Origin of the sequence: Leptolyngbya sp. GB1-A1 (assembly GCF_039962475.1) — a bacterium.
Lineage (GTDB): Bacteria > Cyanobacteriota > Cyanobacteriia > Elainellales > Elainellaceae > Leptolyngbya_A.
Genome location: NZ_JAMPLI010000006.1, coordinates 113,228 through 128,884, shown reverse-complemented (window position 1 = coordinate 128,884; position 15,657 = coordinate 113,228). Strand labels below are relative to the sequence as shown.

Annotated in this window: 15 protein-coding genes; 7 read left to right on the top strand and 8 right to left on the bottom strand. The window is 52.0% G+C overall.

Going from position 1 to position 15,657, the window contains the following annotated elements:
- Positions 1-18 precede the first annotated feature (18 nt).
- Complete coding sequence (locus NDI45_RS08925) at positions 19-1,188, bottom strand: F420-0:Gamma-glutamyl ligase (protein ID WP_348247153.1); 1,170 nt, start codon at positions 1,186-1,188, stop codon at positions 19-21.
- 274 nt (positions 1,189-1,462) lie between these two features.
- On the opposite strand from NDI45_RS08925, the gene cruF reads away from it, so the two are divergent.
- From cruF to NDI45_RS08900, 5 genes are all read left to right on the top strand, one after another.
- The gene (gene cruF / locus NDI45_RS08920) at positions 1,463-2,380 is read left to right on the top strand and encodes a gamma-carotene 1'-hydroxylase CruF (RefSeq protein ID WP_348247097.1); all 918 of its coding nucleotides are present in this window, start codon (positions 1,463-1,465) and stop codon (positions 2,378-2,380) included.
- Between the two features lie 204 nt (positions 2,381-2,584).
- Positions 2,585-3,778: a 2'-O-glycosyltransferase CruG gene (gene cruG, locus NDI45_RS08915; protein WP_348247152.1), complete on the top strand. Its 1,194-nt coding sequence runs from the start codon at positions 2,585-2,587 to the stop codon at positions 3,776-3,778.
- A 361-nt stretch (positions 3,779-4,139) separates the two neighbouring features.
- The gene (locus NDI45_RS08910; protein ID WP_348247096.1) at positions 4,140-4,793 is read left to right on the top strand and encodes a cofactor assembly of complex C subunit B; all 654 of its coding nucleotides are present in this window, start codon (positions 4,140-4,142) and stop codon (positions 4,791-4,793) included.
- Positions 4,794-4,952: 159 nt separating this feature from the next.
- Positions 4,953-6,059 carry a DUF3800 domain-containing protein gene (locus tag NDI45_RS08905; RefSeq protein WP_348247095.1) on the top strand — a complete coding sequence of 369 codons (1,107 nt, stop codon included), beginning with the start codon at positions 4,953-4,955 and terminating at the stop codon, positions 6,057-6,059.
- Positions 6,060-6,122: 63 nt separating this feature from the next.
- On the top strand, positions 6,123-6,635 hold the full coding sequence (locus NDI45_RS08900) for a DUF456 family protein (protein WP_348247094.1): 513 nt from the start codon (positions 6,123-6,125) through the stop codon (positions 6,633-6,635).
- A 34-nt stretch (positions 6,636-6,669) separates the two neighbouring features.
- On the opposite strand, the gene NDI45_RS08895 is transcribed toward NDI45_RS08900, so the two are convergent.
- The 3 genes from NDI45_RS08895 to NDI45_RS08885 form a co-directional block, all read right to left on the bottom strand.
- Positions 6,670-7,764, bottom strand: a complete 1,095-nt coding sequence (locus NDI45_RS08895) for a PfkB family carbohydrate kinase (RefSeq protein WP_190792105.1) — start codon at positions 7,762-7,764, stop codon at positions 6,670-6,672.
- A 121-nt stretch (positions 7,765-7,885) separates the two neighbouring features.
- The gene (locus NDI45_RS08890; protein ID WP_348247093.1) at positions 7,886-8,989 is read right to left on the bottom strand and encodes a hypothetical protein; all 1,104 of its coding nucleotides are present in this window, start codon (positions 8,987-8,989) and stop codon (positions 7,886-7,888) included.
- Between the two features lie 193 nt (positions 8,990-9,182).
- Entirely contained in the window at positions 9,183-9,950 is a 768-nt protein-coding gene (locus NDI45_RS08885; protein ID WP_190792099.1) for a precorrin-2 C(20)-methyltransferase, read from the bottom strand.
- 206 nt (positions 9,951-10,156) lie between these two features.
- On the opposite strand from NDI45_RS08885, the gene NDI45_RS08880 reads away from it, so the two are divergent.
- Entirely contained in the window at positions 10,157-10,930 is a 774-nt protein-coding gene (locus tag NDI45_RS08880; protein WP_348247092.1) for a biotin/lipoate A/B protein ligase family protein, read from the top strand.
- Positions 10,931-10,984: 54 nt separating this feature from the next.
- On the opposite strand, the gene hisIE is transcribed toward NDI45_RS08880, so the two are convergent.
- Positions 10,985-11,629 carry a bifunctional phosphoribosyl-AMP cyclohydrolase/phosphoribosyl-ATP diphosphatase HisIE gene (gene hisIE / locus NDI45_RS08875; RefSeq protein WP_348247091.1) on the bottom strand — a complete coding sequence of 215 codons (645 nt, stop codon included), beginning with the start codon at positions 11,627-11,629 and terminating at the stop codon, positions 10,985-10,987.
- 461 nt (positions 11,630-12,090) lie between these two features.
- Here hisIE and hemL point away from each other — a divergent pair, with 461 nt between their 5' ends.
- Positions 12,091-13,389 (top strand): glutamate-1-semialdehyde 2,1-aminomutase, encoded by a 1,299-nt coding sequence (gene hemL / locus NDI45_RS08870; protein ID WP_348247090.1) that lies wholly within the window; start codon positions 12,091-12,093, stop codon positions 13,387-13,389.
- 232 nt (positions 13,390-13,621) lie between these two features.
- Here the strand turns inward: hemL and NDI45_RS08865 are convergent, their stop codons facing one another.
- The 3 genes from NDI45_RS08865 to NDI45_RS08855 form a co-directional block, all read right to left on the bottom strand.
- Complete coding sequence (locus NDI45_RS08865) at positions 13,622-13,786, bottom strand: metallothionein (RefSeq protein ID WP_190790063.1); 165 nt, start codon at positions 13,784-13,786, stop codon at positions 13,622-13,624.
- 114 nt (positions 13,787-13,900) lie between these two features.
- Complete coding sequence (hisB, locus tag NDI45_RS08860) at positions 13,901-14,539, bottom strand: imidazoleglycerol-phosphate dehydratase HisB (protein ID WP_348247089.1); 639 nt, start codon at positions 14,537-14,539, stop codon at positions 13,901-13,903.
- Between the two features lie 44 nt (positions 14,540-14,583).
- Positions 14,584-15,351, bottom strand: coding sequence for a hypothetical protein (locus NDI45_RS08855; RefSeq protein ID WP_348247088.1), 768 nt, complete (start codon positions 15,349-15,351; stop codon positions 14,584-14,586).
- Positions 15,352-15,657: the final 306 nt, after the last annotated feature.

Genomic DNA, 15,657 nt, shown 5'->3' with positions numbered 1-15,657 from the left:
ATGATTAGCTTTTGGGCATTAACCTGTTGGACGAATTAGCACGATCGGCGTTTGTTCGTCAGCATTTCCGGCTGGATTGTGGAGCAATGCCTGATTCAGCAGATCACTTGACAATCCAGGCGTCATTGCCAATATCTTAACTGCTTTCAAGTCGTTCACGTCTACGATCGCCGCCTGAAGCCCAGTTTCTTGGTAGATTCGCTCTACCACCTGCTGCGGACGATCGGGTCCAAGCACAATAAATTGATCGTAGGGCGGCAGCGTTCCGGTCACGTCATCAATCAGACGGGCTTGCTCCCCTGCCCATTGGTAGAACATTCCCGGTTTTTTAAAGACGGCTTTGGCGATCGAGCCGCCGATAAAGGCAAACAGCACGCTCCACGGTCCCACAATATCTACGAGGGTTTGCATGCCGCAAGCGGTTGCCAGACTGGAAGTGGGCATAAAGAAATAGCAAATGCGACGCGCCACCCAGCCCGGTTTAATCTCGGTGGGATGCCGGAACCGACCCTGCATGAGGGCAACGGGCGTTTCGCCGATCGTGACGACGTCGCCATCTTGTGCATGAGGCATAACGTACCGCTTCACAATCTCCACTGGATCATCCAGGTGAGTCAGCAGGTGAGTTCGTATCGGTAAAACGTCAGCGCGGGTCGTCGGTCGCCACCGTCTCGGCTCATCGACATTGGGGAAGCTGAGCGGCACAATAATATGTTTGACTTTGGGAATCCGTCCCTGAGGCCCGTAGGTAATGTAGTGAACCCGTACCCAAACCGACTGAAGCTCAGTTAATTTCTTACCGCGAAGGTCGATCGCAATTTCTGCCTTAGTGGGCTTCCGCTTCACAATATAACCAAACCAGTAGCCATCTGGACGGGCAGGGGCATCAGGATGGCGGGGCGTCACGCGAATTTCAGTCGTAATTCCTTCCAGGCTTCCCTTCGAGAGCAGGGTTGCCTCCGCCCAGAGCTGCGGAACCATGATTTCCAGTGTTTTGGTCTGGTTAATCAGCTCTATCTCGCCGATCGCCAAATAATGATCCGGCTCATAAATCGGCAAATTCCATTCCCCGGCAGTCACCTCTAAGCGGTTGCCTGGACGCTGACGATATTTCGCCTCGAACGCAATCAGCCCCAGCAGGACTAAACCGACTACGACGGCAAGACCAACTCCAATCATTCCGGCGATCGACACAGTATTTGATTCCGCTTCTATTGCTTAAAAATGTTCATTATGCAGTCTAATCGACTTTGGACATCCCACCACGAATTCTCACGCCGCACCAAAATCCTGATTAATCCTTATCCCCCCAACTCCCTAACTCGCCATCCCCCTGATCCCAATCTTTTTCTGCTAATTTACAGCCTGACTTCTTTTACAGTAGTATCGTGAGACAGATTAAATTTTGTAAATTTCACTAATTAGTCTGGACTTGTGAGTGTCTACGCACGGGGAGCCTGAGATGAGTGTATTGGAGCGGATCGAGCGGTATTGCTTGATTGGACATTTGGTGTCGATGGCATTTGGACTGGCAGGAATCCTGCTCGTCATGCCCCACCCTGAATTTTTAGCTTATCTGCCTGCGGGTCAAACTATGTATGCCTGGAGCTTGGCGGGCGGCGGCGTTTTGTACATGGTGCTGGCAACGATCGCGGTAGCAGTCTATGCTTGTCGCATGTTAGGTCTACGAAACCTGCTGACGTTTATGATCCCGGCAGTGTCCATCTCCCTAACCAGCGAACTGATGGGAACCAGCACAGGTTTTCCCTTCGGGCACTACAGCTATCTCAGCGGCTTGGGCTACAAGATTAGTGGACTGGTTCCGTTTACAATTCCCCTCTCCTGGTTTTATCTTGGCTTCTCGGCATACGTGCTGGCACGGGCAGGCTTAAGCGTCGTCAAGTCCGGCAAGCTGGGCTGGCTGGGGCAGATTGGTGCCGTGGTTCTGGGTTCGCTAATGCTCACTTCCTGGGATTTTGTGCTTGACCCGGCAATGAGCCAGGCTGCTCTCCCCTTCTGGTACTGGCACACCCCCGGCGCATTTTTTGGAATGCCTTATCAAAACTTTGCGGGCTGGTTTGGCACAGGGGTCGTTTATATTACTGTGGCTGCTTTCCTCTGGCGTCAGCAAACCATCTCGATCGATCGTCAGGAACTTGGACTTCCGCTTGTGGTCTATCTCGGCAACTTTGTGTTTGCTGCGGTGCTCAGCATTGGGGCAGGCTTCTGGATTCCGCTGGGTCTGGGATTACTGACGGGGGTGGCTCCGGCGGTCGTTTGCTGGTGGCTGGCTCAGCGTGGAGGCGATCGCGCGATTGCGTCTCTTTCCCTGGCTGACAGCGTGAGTAATCCGACTCCGGTTGCCGTTACATCCAAATAGCTCAATTTCGAATAAGGACTGTGGACGGATTGCCGAATCGTCTTTGAACGCAGCCTTTCGGTGTCAAAATGAGCAGTGGGGAAACTTCCTCATTGCTTTTTTATTCGCCTTTTTTCCTCACCGATTCCGATCGCAAACGCTGAAACTGTGCAAACTCTACTGCTTTTTGACTTTCTCCCTGGTGCAGATCCTCGCTCTGGCTGGATGAATGCCCTTGCCCTGCTGCTGCTCGTAATTCAGTTACCTGCTGTCGCAATTCTGCTGTCTCGTTTGCTGCAAGCTCCCCGACGACTACCCCCGCTTCAGCCGCAAATGGCTACGCCGGATCTGATTGGCAGGGTGAGTATTGTCGTTCCGACGCTGAATGAGGCACATCGGATCGGAGGCTGCCTGGAAGGGCTGACGCGACAGGGCTACGAAGTGCGAGAAATCATTGTGGTCGATAGCCGATCGCAGGACGGTACACCGGATTTGGTAAAAGCAGCCCAGCTGGCCGATCCGCGATTTCGCCTACTAACCGATGACCCCTTGCCGTCAGGATGGGTCGGTCGCCCGTGGGCACTGCACAGCGGCTTTCTCTACAGTTCCGAAGACAGCGAGTGGATTTTGGGCGTCGATGCCGATACCCAGCCTCAGCCCGGACTTATTGCCAGCATTCTTAAAACGGCTCATCAGGAAGGCTACGATCTGATCTCGCTTGCCCCTCGCTTTATCCTGAAGGATTTGGGCGAGTGGTGGCTCCAGCCTGCGCTGCTGATTACACTGGTTTATCGCTTCGGGGCAGCCGGAGAACGGTCAGGCGAAGCCGATCGCGTGATGGCAAATGGACAGTGCTTTCTCTGCCGTCGCTCGCTTTTAACCCAACTGGGGGGCTACTCCAGCGCAAGAAATTCCTTTTGTGACGATGTGACGCTGGCACGAAATGCAGCTCGGCTGGGGGCAAAAGTCGGCTTCCTGGATGGTTCCAGAGTGCTAAAGGTGCGAATGTACGAAGGCATGGCAGAAACTTGGCGCGAGTGGGGACGATCGCTCGACTTAAAAGATGCCTGCACTCCGGCACAGAAATGGGGCGATCTGGGGTTTTTAATTGCCGTTCAGGGACTTCCTTTGATTGGGGCGATCGGGTTTGCTGTTGCGATCGCGCTGGGCTTCACGTCTCTCCCAATCTGGGCAGCGTTTGGGCTAAATGCAGGCTTGGTCGCGATCCGGTTTGCCCTGCTGTTGGGCATTGCTGCGTCTTACGATTTCTCCCAGGCAAATGCAAGCTGGAGCTTCTGGCTGTCTCCCCTGGCTGATCCGATCGCGGTGCTGCGAATCTGGCTGTCTTCGACCCGCACTCCGACTCAGTGGCGCGGCAGAAGCTATGCGGCTCTGGATGCAAAAGGACAGGAGGGATAATGGTTATGCTGTTTCTTGATCTGACGCTGGGTTAACCACAGTCAGAAAATTCTTCGGGCTGGTTGAATCTCGATCGAAGGGGTATCCAACGGAAAAGACGGAAAAAGAGGAGTAGCCGCTGTGAGAACCCTTTCGGATTGCTCAGAGATTGCAGCTCACTACCCCTCCGCAGCATTCATTCACCTGTGATTTATAAGTTATCAGCCGGGTTTGTCAGCCTTGTTATGGCGATGTGAATTTTAGATGACAAAATGACACAGCCTGATTTTTCGTTTTAGTGCCGCGTCGGCCCAGGTGAGGTAATCCCCTGATCCCGCTAGGTAAGATAAAAAGAATCAGACTTCCACCGGAAAAAGCAGCGATGGCTAAAGATCAAAATGCAGTGTTACGGCAATTGCCGATCGCCGTTGGCATTCTTGGCGGTACGCTGCTGATGTTAAATCGGCTCCTTACCCCTGCCCTCACCGACTCGCAGGCACGATCGGATGTGATGGGCGTGATTCTCAGCGCGATTCTGATTTTGACCGGACTGATCTGGCAGCAAGTTCAGCCAAAGCTACCCGATGCTGTGCAACTCATTGGCGAAGAAGGATTTGACCTGGCGGAAGATCTGCCTGAATCAATTCAAACCGAGCTTGCCTGGTCATCCCATTTGCTGCTGACGAATACTGTTACGCGATCGATCCTGGTCTGGTATGGCGATCGGGTCCTGCTGAGGCGCGGCATTTTGGGCAACAATCCAGAGGTAAAACCAGGGGCGATCGTGCAGCGCGTTCTCTCGAGCCAAAAGCCCGTTTACCTGGTTAACCTTGCCCTTTATCCCGGACGCATCGAGTTTGATTATCTGCCCGAAAATACTCAGGGCGTGATTTGTCAGCCGATCGGCAAAGTGGGCGTTATGATCCTGGGTGCAAACGCTCCCCGCAGCTATACCAAGCAGGATGAAACCTGGATTGCCGGGATCTCGGATAAGCTTGCGAATTGCCTTGCCTCGGTTGAAGCAATCGAGCAGTGAATTGATGAGGGGATGAGTGAAGGGGTGAGTGAAGGGGTGAGTGCGCTAGTTATCAATGAGTAACTTAACAAGATGATGAGCACTGCTCAGTATGAATAAACCATTGCTCAATTTTCTAGCGTCGCGACTTGCTATGGATGGAATGAACAGGGGCGGAAAATGATGAGTTTTGACGTCAGAACAATTGCAAAGATCCTTGCGCCAACAGCAGACTTTGACAGTTCTTTTACTTTTTACTACGATGAAACAAATAATATTAGAAAATTTTATGTAAAGGAAAATGATTTTAATTCCCCTTTTAGCTCAAATTTTGTTTTAGGCGGCTTGGTTTATGAGGGAAAATCCCCGAACATAGAACCTCTATTTAATAAACTAAACTTACAGAAAAATATTAAGGAAGTAAAACTTAAGCACATTGCCAAGGGTGACTTCCTTGATTGTCTAAAATCCGAGAAACTGAACTACTTTTTGAAGTATCTTTTCGATAGTAACTTATATATTCATTGTTCAAGTCTAAATATTCTTTACTGGTCTATTGTCGATATCGTTGACTCTGCAATCGCGGACTTAGAAATAGCAAGACAGTTGGATTTAAGTTTTGTAAATTATCTGAAGAATGATCTGTATAAGCTTGCCAAGCTTGAGATTAAGCAGGTAATAGAATTATTCTACAATTTCAATTATCCCAACCTCAAGAAGGAGTCGGTTTTAGAATTCATTGAAAGATTGACCCTAATATTTGACGAATATATTGATGAAGAAGAGTTCCATTTTGGATTGCAATTCCTTAGGCAAACGCTTAAAGAGGCAAGGAGAAACAAATCACTTCCATTCATAATGAATGAAGAAGACCATGTTTTAATAGAAGACTTTTCGCATTTCTATCTAAGACCCTTACAATTGTTCAAAAACTCAACCCATATCTTCGACAATGAGGTTAAGATTTCGCAAATCCTTGCCGATTACAAAGAACTCAAGAACTACTATTTTATAGATTCAGAAAGCAACTTGCTTATTCAGGCTTCAGATGTTTTTGTTGGCTTAATGGGTAAATTCACTATCTACGTAAATAGTAGCTCAAAGGAGCAGATAGCACATGATTTTACTTCACTTTCCGAGAAACAACTGAATAATGTTGATTCGTTTATAGAGCTAATAAACAAATCTGAGAATAAAAATGTTGCCTTTCTGCATAGGATAGATAGCTATGAAGAATTGGAAAAAGTTTTTCTAATATGCAACATTAGAGACAAAAATCACACATAGCAATAAATAAAGCAGAAAGATTAACTTTAACCCCCTTTATTAATCACCCACTCACCTACCTCAATGCTCCTCCTCTACTGGCTCCTGATCACGGTTATGATCCTCGGCGTTATTGGCGCAGCCGTTCCCGCGCTTCCAGGTGCGAGTTTAATTCTGGTGGCGATCGTTATCTGGGGATTGGTTCAGGGCTTTAGCCAAATTTGGATTCCGCTTGCCGTCGCGATCGTCGTGCTGCTGGCAAATCTGGGCATTGATTTTCTGGCAGCTTATTACGGGGCAAAAAAGGCGGGGGCGAGCCGCTGGGGGCAAATTGGCGCGATCGTCGGGTTGCTGGTGGGCGTCTTTGGGCTGCTGCCTGCACTGCCGTTTGGAGGCCCGCTGCTGGGGCTGCTAATTGGTCCGCTGCTGGGGGCAATTGTAGGGGAGCTGCTGTATCAGCGGGATTTGAAGCGGGCGTTTCGGGCGGCGATCGGGATTTTTGTCGGGACTATGGTTGGTAATATCATCGAACTCCTGCTGGCGATCGTCCCGGTGGTCGTCTTTCTGTTCACTACCTGGCCGCAGGTGTATGGCTAGGTATTCCGGCTAATTATTCCAGCAAACATTCCGGCTAGGCATTCTTGAATTCCTCTGGAGCAGCGGCTCGTTCGCGCAGGGGTTCGGTGATGCGGTCGTCTTGACTGCCGCTTAGCAAATCCTTCAGAGCAGCCTGCATTGCGGCTTGTGTTGTCGTCGCGGTTCCGAACTGGCGCACCACCAAACTCGCTGCCAGATTACCCAGAATTGCCGCTTCCCAGGGTGAGGCTCCGGCGGTGAGGGCCAGGGTGAGCGCAGCCGCGACCGTATCGCCTGCTCCTGTTACGTCAAACACATCAGTGCGGTTAAAGGCAGGAACGGTTTGCTCCACACCCGATCGATCGAACAGCGTCATTCCGGCTTCGCCTCTGGTGATAAGCACAAACTTGGCTTTAGTGCGCTCTAGCAAATCATGTCCGGCGCGGCTGAGGCTTTGCTCATCGGTAATTGCGTAGCCGACCGCTTTTTCAGCTTCAGGGAGGTTAGGCGTGAACAAAAACGCGCCCCGATAGCGCTCGAGCTGCTGTTGAGCATCGACGATTGTGTAGGGATGAAATAGTGCCGCATCGATCACGGGCTGCCCCAGCGTTTGATCGCCATAGTCCGAACAGACCACTGCATCCACGAAATGAACGTGCTGGCGAATATAGGTGGCAAGCTGCTGCTGAAGCTCTAAACGGGGAGCGCGGTCGGACTTGCGATCGATTCGGACAATTTGCTGCGTTACCGACTGGCGGGCATGACCGGAAATTCGGGTTTTGGTAACGGTTGGGCGATCGGGATCAACAAAAATTCCTGCGGTATCGATGCCTGCCTGGACGAACAGATTACGAAGCGCGATTCCCTGCTCATCGTCGCCCACTAGACCCACTGCCTGCACCTGTGCTCCCAGCTTCGCTAGGTTATACACCGCATTTGCACCACCACCCGGCGTTCTCTCGGTTTGCTCGTGCCGCAGAATCATCACCGGAGCTTCCCGGGACACCCGCTCCACCTGCCCTGTCAAAAATTCATCCAGCGTCAAATCCCCAATCACCAGTACCTTTGCCTGCGAGAAGCGATCGATCAGTGAAAACAGGCGATCGGCAATCGCGCGAAGATGCGCTTTAAACGGAGTATCCAGGATGATCACAGTAACGGGGAAGGGCGGAGAGACAGAGTAAATTCCGCAAGTACCCCACAGATACCGTGATCGGAGAATTTCCGTCATACCTCGATCGTTAGATTCTTCGACCGAGTGAGATTCTTCCTCAGGACGGCGGAGCCTCTGGAGCCGATTCAGGAGCCGTTCCGGGCGGACAAACTTCATTGCTCGGCTCAAACTTAACCAGGACCCGGTAAGGGAGCGGTTTTTCGGCAGCTTCAAAAGCATGGGCAGCGGCTGCCTCGACCGCGAGCTGATTAAAAACGGCGTAGCCCGAACTTCTGAGAATCGCAGGCGGCACGGGTTCTTCCAGCAGTTTGCCTTCTCCGTCCACCATCACCCCTAGAATCACCGAAGCCGATAGACGGCGAATACAGGCAGCTCTGGGATAAACTCCCGCTATCTCTACAATCTTGTCGCGATCGAGGTTCTCTTGGGCGTCTTCGTCCCAGTTTTCGCCCAGGCTATCAGTAACCTGCTTCAGCCAGTCGGTATCCGATTGCAAAGCCGATTCGTTGCTGGTTCCTTCCGGGTTATAGGTATACAGCTGCCGTAGCTCCTGCTGCCGGGCAATAAGCTGCTCTGAGGGGCTGGGCTGTGATGGAGCAGGCGGATTTTCAGCGGTTGGTGGAGATTCAGGAGCGGAACTGGCATCGGGAGCCGGGGCATCAGAAGCCGGGGAAGGACTCGGCTGCGGACTAGCTGCCGCCGAAGGAGAAGCCTCGGGAGAAGGAGAGCGCAAAGGGCTGGCTGGTGGGTTCGGAGGCACAGTCGGGGCAGGAATCTGAAGCGGAGTCCGGGACGGCGGCAGAATCGGGAAAATCGGGAACGAGGGCAGCGGCAGTGGATTGATAAAAGAAGGCGCGATCGGCGGTAGTGTCTCGTTGGACAGCGGCGGCAGCGTGGTAAACAAATCAGACGGAGATTGAGACGGTGTTTGGGCGATCGATGGCAACTCTACGGGCAGCTCGTTCGAAAACTCCGGCAATCGCTGCTGTTCTTCGGGCGTCAGTTCAACTAGATCGACCGATCGCTGAAGATCAGGCGGATTTTCCCTGAGAGCATCGCTGGGCAGTAGGGGCAATAGGGCAAACAGCAAGCCGTGCGCTCCTACGGAGACAATGCCCGACCAAACGGCAGGGTGCTTGAGCCACTGCTGCGCGTTCTTCTGAAGGGTTGAAAAATCCTGAAACCGCAAGGAGGATGACATATTGCCGACTCACTAAAGCACCGATGGAAAAAATAGCGATCGAAACCGAACTGAACCCCTGATCCAAACTTCGCCCCTGACGAAACTTTTTGATCCTACCGCATCCCCTTTCACAACATGGCTCAATCTATCAGGACTGCAATGACCCCTAGAATGACCGCTGCACATATGAACTGTAATTGCGGAACTGTAATCACGACTGCGGCTCATTCTGGAAAGTTGCCACCGCCAGCGGAGCCTGTGCTGCATCCCGACTCTGCACAATCATCAGCGAGAAGTAAGGCAGCTCTAGGGTGGGACGATCGCTCAAGTCAGCATAAATGACCTGGTTGGGTAGGGTGGCGCGTTCGATCACAAAGCTGCGTGACAGCAGCCCCCATCGCTTCAGCACCGACCAAACCTGCGAATACACCGAACTCACTTTCATTAAAACCACAACATCTGCGGTTGCCAGTGCCGTTTCCAATTCGGTAACACTGTACAGCGCAGGCAGCACCAGAAGTTTTTGTGCCCTCACCGTTAAAGGAATTCCCAGCGCGGCTGCGGCTGCCATCGGTGAACAAATTCCCGGAATGGTTTGAACGATCGCCTCCGGATGCCTTGCTTGCAGGGTTTGCGCCAGATAGGTGAAAGTGCTGTAAAAACTTACATCTCCCTCGGAAACAAATGCCACATCCTGCCCCAAACGCAGCTCTTCCCAGACCCGATCGGCAGCCGTTTCCCATGCCTGAGTCAGCTCCGCGTCGTCCTGCACATAGGGAAAAGTCAATGCCAGTCTTTTCTGCTCCGGCAGCAGCCACGGATCGATAATTTGCTCTGCGACTCCTGGCTTTCCCCGCACCCCTGCTGGAAATGCCACGATCGAAACCTGCCGCAAAATCCGCAGCCCCTTCACTGTGATCAGCTCTGGATCGCCTGCGCCCGCCCCAATGCCAAAAAGTGTACCGATCGAATGCGCCATACGTCACCCTAGCTTCTCACACAAACTCTCTCAATCGTTCAGAAATACCAGGAATACCAGGTTGCCGATCGAGTTCATCCTCCCTCATATCATAGGGATCGCCGCTCAACTCATTCCCACTTTTATCCCACCATAGCCCAATCCCTACCGGCTAAACTCACCCCATCCTAAAACAAGTTACTCCCCCGCCCCCATCTCAAAAATAAATGGCAAACTCCCCCCCCTTCTCACCCCCTGAATTCCCGATTCCCAACACCTGGCGGCTCATCCCCCCCCTCCTGGCTCCCGGCTCCCAGCAAATGGCGATCGATCGCTGGCTGTTAGAGCAACATCAGCACCACCAGCACCCCTCAACATTGCGCTTTTATACCTGGCATCCGGCGGCAATCTCGCTCGGCTATCATCAGCGACAGATTCCCGACCACTGGCAGACCCTAATCTGGAACGATCAGCCGCTAGACCTTGTGCGTCGTCCAAGCGGGGGTCGAGCCGTGCTGCATCAGGGCGACCTCACCTATGCCGTTGTGACCTCCGGGATTGAGGGAACGCGAATGCAGGCATACCAGAAGATTTGTGAATTTCTGATTCGGGGCTGGAGGGCGATCGGCGTAGAGCTGCACTACGGTACGGCAGGAAGGGGCTACATCCACAATCCCAACTGTTTTGGCACGGCGACCGCAGCCGATCTCGTTTTGCCAAACGGAGAGAAGCTAATTGGCAGTGCCCAACTGCGGCGGGGAAATGCAATTTTGCAGCATGGCTCAATGCGGCTTCAGCCTGATCCGGGGCTATTTAAGCAGGTGTTTGGTCAGCCTATGGAGGCGATCGATTGCTCGCTGCTCGACCTGCCAGACCCGTATCAAAATGACCTGCATCAAAAAGTCATTGATGCCCTGATTGCTGCTGCCTGCGAGACGTTTGATGTCGAATTTGTAACCCAGCCTTTGACCGAATCAGAATGGCGATTGATCGGAGGATGACCCTACCGCACAACAACATTACTTGACAGACACCACCGCACAGGCAGCATTGGCCTAGCGTCTGCGCTCCTGAAGCTTGCGGTAAACCTGACGAATATCCACTTTATGATGCGCCAAGGCAACCAGCGTGTGATAAAGCAAATCTGCCACTTCTCCGGCGATCGCCTCCGGGTCATCATCTTTAAATGCCATCACCACTTCTGCCGACTCTTCGCCAATTTTCTTGAGGATCTTGTTATCGCCCCCTGCCAGCAGCTTACAGGTGTAGGAATCGGAGTTGGGGTGATCTCGCCGATCGCAAATCACCTCAAACACCTGAGATAGGGTATCTGCAGGCGGTGGCTGAATCTGACCGTCAATCTGATGAAAGCAGCTTCGTTCTCCCGTATGACAGGCAATGTCGCCCTGTTGCTCGACTGTCACCAGCAGCGTGTCGCTATCACAGTCGTAGCGAATCGTTTTCACCTGCTGCAAATGTCCAGAGGTTGCGCCTTTGTGCCAGAGTTCAGAGCGCGATCGGCTCCAGTACCAGGTTTCACCCGTTTCTAGGGTTTTTTGCAGCGACTCGCGATTCATCCACGCCATCATCAGCACCGTACCGTCGAGATAGTCCTGCACGATCGCCGGAACAAGCCCCTGCTCGTTGTAGCGAATCTGATCCAGCGGAATAGCGAAGGTAGAGGATTGAACGGAGGACATGGGTTAACCTGCTGCAAGCGGTGTTGATGATCAATGTCTATTATTAGCTGCGACGATCGCTTTCAGGAAATTTATCGATAGGCTTTTGTTCGATCGTGATTATCAAATCGTGACTCTCAAATCCCTGGCATCCCACCGCTCGATTTGCGCTGAGCTATTGGCACGGATCAATTGCACTGACTAGAGGATGAGTAGAAATACTCTCTATTTTGCCTGAAACGTAATGCCTTAAAATTGCGTTCTTACAATAAATTTGCTTTTCCTGAATTCCCCCACAGTTGGATTCCCAACTCGATAGGATAATGAAGGAGCTATTTTGACAGAGCGTGACGCACTGCTGCGATCGCCCCCAAGATCTCAAGCTCAGCATCCGCTCAATGCCCCCTTTGCGGAACTGCGAAGCAACTGCGAAGCAAACGATACAAAATTACTCGATTTAAGCTGCTCAAGAGGAGAGAGATTTGGTTACTACTCGTCTTAAAACGACAAAATCAGAAGAAATTTTTGCCGCTGCCCAAAAGCTGATGCCGGGTGGAGTCAATTCCCCGGTGCGGGCGTTTAAGTCTGTTGGAGGACAGCCGATCGTCTTTGACCATGTTCAAGGCGCATATATGTGGGACGTAGACGGCAACCAGTATATTGACTACGTGGGAAGCTGGGGTCCAGCAATTTGCGGTCATGCTCACCCCGAAGTGATTGCCGCCCTCCAAGATGCCCTGGTGAAGGGAACGAGCTTTGGTGCGCCCTGCTATCTGGAAAACGTGCTGGCAGAAATGGTGATCGATGCCGTGCCCAGCGTGGAAATGGTACGCTTCGTCAACTCCGGCACAGAAGCTTGTATGGCAGTGCTGCGGCTGATGCGAGCATTTACTGGACGCGAGAAGCTGATCAAGTTCGAGGGCTGCTACCACGGACACGCCGATATGTTCTTGGTAAAAGCAGGTTCCGGCGTCGCAACCCTGGGCTTACCTGACTCTCCGGGCGTACCCAAATCCACAACTGCAAACACCCTGACTGCGCCCTACAACGATCTGGAAGCTGTCAAAGCCCTCTTTGCCGAAAATCCCAATGAAATCGCGGGCGTAATCCTGGAGCCAATCGTTGGTAACGCAGGCTTTATTCCTCCCGATGCTGGATTCCTGGAGGGGCTGCGCGAACTCACTAAAGAACACGGCGCACTGCTTGTCTTTGACGAAGTGATGACCGGATTCCGCATTGCCTACGGCGGCGCACAAGAGCGATTTGGCGTTACCCCTGACCTGACCACAATGGGCAAAGTCATCGGCGGCGGTCTGCCCGTGGGCGCATATGGTGGACGCAAAGATATCATGCAGCTCGTTGCTCCCGCAGGTCCGATGTATCAGGCAGGCACGCTCTCCGGCAATCCGCTGGCAATGACCGCAGGTATCAAAACGCTGGAGCTATTGAAGCGTCCCGGAACCTACGAGTATCTCGATCGCGTCACCAAAAAGCTAACGGACGGTCTGCTGCAAATTGCCCAGGAAACCGGACACGCTGCCTGCGGTGGACAAATCAGCGGAATGTTCGGCTTCTTCTTCACCGAGGGACCCGTTCACAGCTACGAAGACGCGAAAAAGGCTGACCTGACCAAGTTCGGTCGCTTCCATCGCGGCATGCTGGAGCAGGGCATTTATCTCGCGCCGTCTCAGTTTGAAGCCGGATTTACGTCGCTGGCTCATACCGATGAGGATATCGATCGCACTCTAGCCGCTGCCCGTGAAGTGATGGCTTCGTTGTAGGGTTCGATCGTGATTCATCGCGCTTGAAATATCGCTTTTGTGGGGTGGGCATCTTGCCTGCCCTATTTTTTAGTTTTATTTCTATAGCAAAAGGCAACCTCCATAGCCTGTCACACGATCGCACAGGACAAGAAATTGCCTTTTTGAAGCTTGGTTTGTCGCCGTTTGAGGAAAACGACAGGTCAGTTTAACGCTTAGTCAGCAAGACGAAACCTTGCTGAATGCACTGATTTTAGCAGCCGCAGCCAGAATGACCACAGCCCGCTTGTCCACCCTGATGCCCATTCGCACAAGCATCGCTGCAATAAGCCTTCCCATCTTTCTGGATTGCATCTTCGATCGACACAACGCACAGGCAGGAATCGCAAGCACATTTCATTTGAGTTACGGTCGTCATAGTTTTCCCTCAAATAAGATTCTGTATTTATCCTAACATCTGAACAGGTATTCAGATATTAAGTTCACATCGACTTCAGGCTAAACGATGCCTCTTTTCGATGCCTATTTTTGCCTACAGCACGCCCTTCGAGCTGGGAATCAGGTTCGATCGCCGAGAGTCTACTTCGATCGCCATCCGGGTTGCCCGCGCAAATGCCTTAAACGTCGCTTCGATAATGTGGTGCGAATTCATCCCGTCGAGCTGTCGAATATGCAGAGTCATTTGAGCATGATTGACGATCGCCACAAAAAACTCGCGCACCAATTGCGTATCATAGGTTCCAACCCGCTGAGTCGGAATCTCTAAGCCATAGCTAAGGTGAGGACGACCGGAAAAATCTAGCGCAACCTGAATCAAGGCCTCATCGAGCGGCGCGACAAAGTGACCAAAACGGACAATGCCTTTTCGATCGCCCAATGCCTTGTGCAATGCTTGACCCAGCGTAATGCCAACATCCTCATTGGTATGGTGATCGTCAATGTGCAGATCACCTGTTGCCTGGATGTCCAGATCGATCAGCCCATGAGAGGCAATCTGATGCAGCATGTGATCCAGAAACGGCACACCCGTTTTCGCGCTGCACTGCCCGGAGCCGTCGAGATTGAGGCTAACCTGCACATCGGTTTCGCCCGTCACGCGCCGCACGGTTGCAGTTCGAGCCGGAAGGTCTAAATTAAGGGAAGCGGGAGCGATCGAATCACGAATCTGCATGAGAATCTGAACAAAGACAACAGTATCCCTATTATGAAATGTCTCTACAGCACAAACGCATTGTAGAGGCAATTCGGACAGCAAACATAATGCCCCTGCCAGCGGATCGGACCCTCACCGCACTCCGGACAATAAAATGTGAAGCCTGAGGTGAGCATCAATCGTGCTTCCTGCGTCTGGGATTTTTTGCGCTTTCGTTTGGGTTTTAGTTCGGTGACATTGGCAGGTTTGAAATAGGCATCGCGATCGCCCTGAATCGCCATTTGCTGAGCTTCGGCTTCGGTCCAGCGACGATCGGGCTTTAGGGTCGGAACCTGACGGAAAGCATTCATCACAGAACTGTCTCCGGTGAGTTCGGCAATCACGCTGGCGATCGTCTTACAGCAGCTTGCGGGAGCTTTGACCGCCTGACGCTCGCTGAACCGAATCACAACCCAGCCCCAGTCGAGAAATGCCTGATTGCGAATGGCATCTTTAGGACAGCCGAAATAGTGCAAGGGCTGAAGTTCGCGGGTGTAGGGTTCGTCAATCTCAATGTCGATATGCAGCCCTATCGCTGGATCAATATAGGCAAAATCGGGCACATAAGGCTGATCGTAGCCCGATCGCAGCATCTGTACCCCGGTATGGATTTTGCCAGGGAAATATTGCCAAAGATCGCGCTCAAACTGAGACTCCGATCGTCCTTTGGGCGGTTTGATGTGATGGCCCATTGGCGGCGTAGTTTGTTTGAGGCGGGCGATCGTCTCATCAAGAGAGGATTTAAGCGACGCGAGAGAAGCAGGAATCAGAAGGGTGGGTAATCGCTCCATCTCTTTATTTTGACAAAGCGAATTGCAAGCGATTACTTTGCAGAGTGTAAATGACCGTAACAAAACCGTATTGTCATAAATTTTCCTAACCGACGATCGCATCCAGCGAATACGCAAGGTAATCTAAAACTAAGGTAATTGGGATTAACTTTTAACGGTTAGCTTTTAGCATTCCATTGTTCGCCATCAGCTCCTTTTCACCCCTACAAAATCTGCACGTTTCGATTCCTCTTCAACGGCTGATTGCTTTTCCAGAATGCTGATCGCTCCATCTCTTCAATGAGCAGCATAACGGATGGGCTGCTA

Excerpts from the sequence above, each read along its gene's own strand:
- NDI45_RS08885 (WP_190792099.1), bottom strand. The coding sequence starts at position 9,950 with ATGGCGCATTCGATCGGTACACTTTTTGGCATTGGGGCGGGCGCAGGC.
- NDI45_RS08865 (WP_190790063.1), bottom strand. The coding sequence starts at position 13,786 with ATGACGACCGTAACTCAAATGAAATGTGCTTGCGATTCCTGCCTGTGC.
- cruF (WP_348247097.1), top strand. The coding sequence starts at position 1,463 with ATGAGTGTATTGGAGCGGATCGAGCGGTATTGCTTGATTGGACATTTG.
- NDI45_RS08880 (WP_348247092.1), top strand. The coding sequence starts at position 10,157 with ATGGCAAACTCCCCCCCCTTCTCACCCCCTGAATTCCCGATTCCCAAC.
- NDI45_RS08855 (WP_348247088.1), bottom strand. The coding sequence starts at position 15,351 with ATGGAGCGATTACCCACCCTTCTGATTCCTGCTTCTCTCGCGTCGCTT.
- cruG (WP_348247152.1), top strand. The coding sequence starts at position 2,585 with ATGAATGCCCTTGCCCTGCTGCTGCTCGTAATTCAGTTACCTGCTGTC.
- NDI45_RS08910 (WP_348247096.1), top strand. The coding sequence starts at position 4,140 with ATGGCTAAAGATCAAAATGCAGTGTTACGGCAATTGCCGATCGCCGTT.
- hisB (WP_348247089.1), bottom strand. The coding sequence starts at position 14,539 with ATGCAGATTCGTGATTCGATCGCTCCCGCTTCCCTTAATTTAGACCTT.
- NDI45_RS08900 (WP_348247094.1), top strand. The coding sequence starts at position 6,123 with ATGCTCCTCCTCTACTGGCTCCTGATCACGGTTATGATCCTCGGCGTT.
- hisIE (WP_348247091.1), bottom strand. The coding sequence starts at position 11,629 with ATGTCCTCCGTTCAATCCTCTACCTTCGCTATTCCGCTGGATCAGATT.
- NDI45_RS08905 (WP_348247095.1), top strand. The coding sequence starts at position 4,953 with ATGATGAGTTTTGACGTCAGAACAATTGCAAAGATCCTTGCGCCAACA.
- NDI45_RS08890 (WP_348247093.1), bottom strand. The coding sequence starts at position 8,989 with ATGTCATCCTCCTTGCGGTTTCAGGATTTTTCAACCCTTCAGAAGAAC.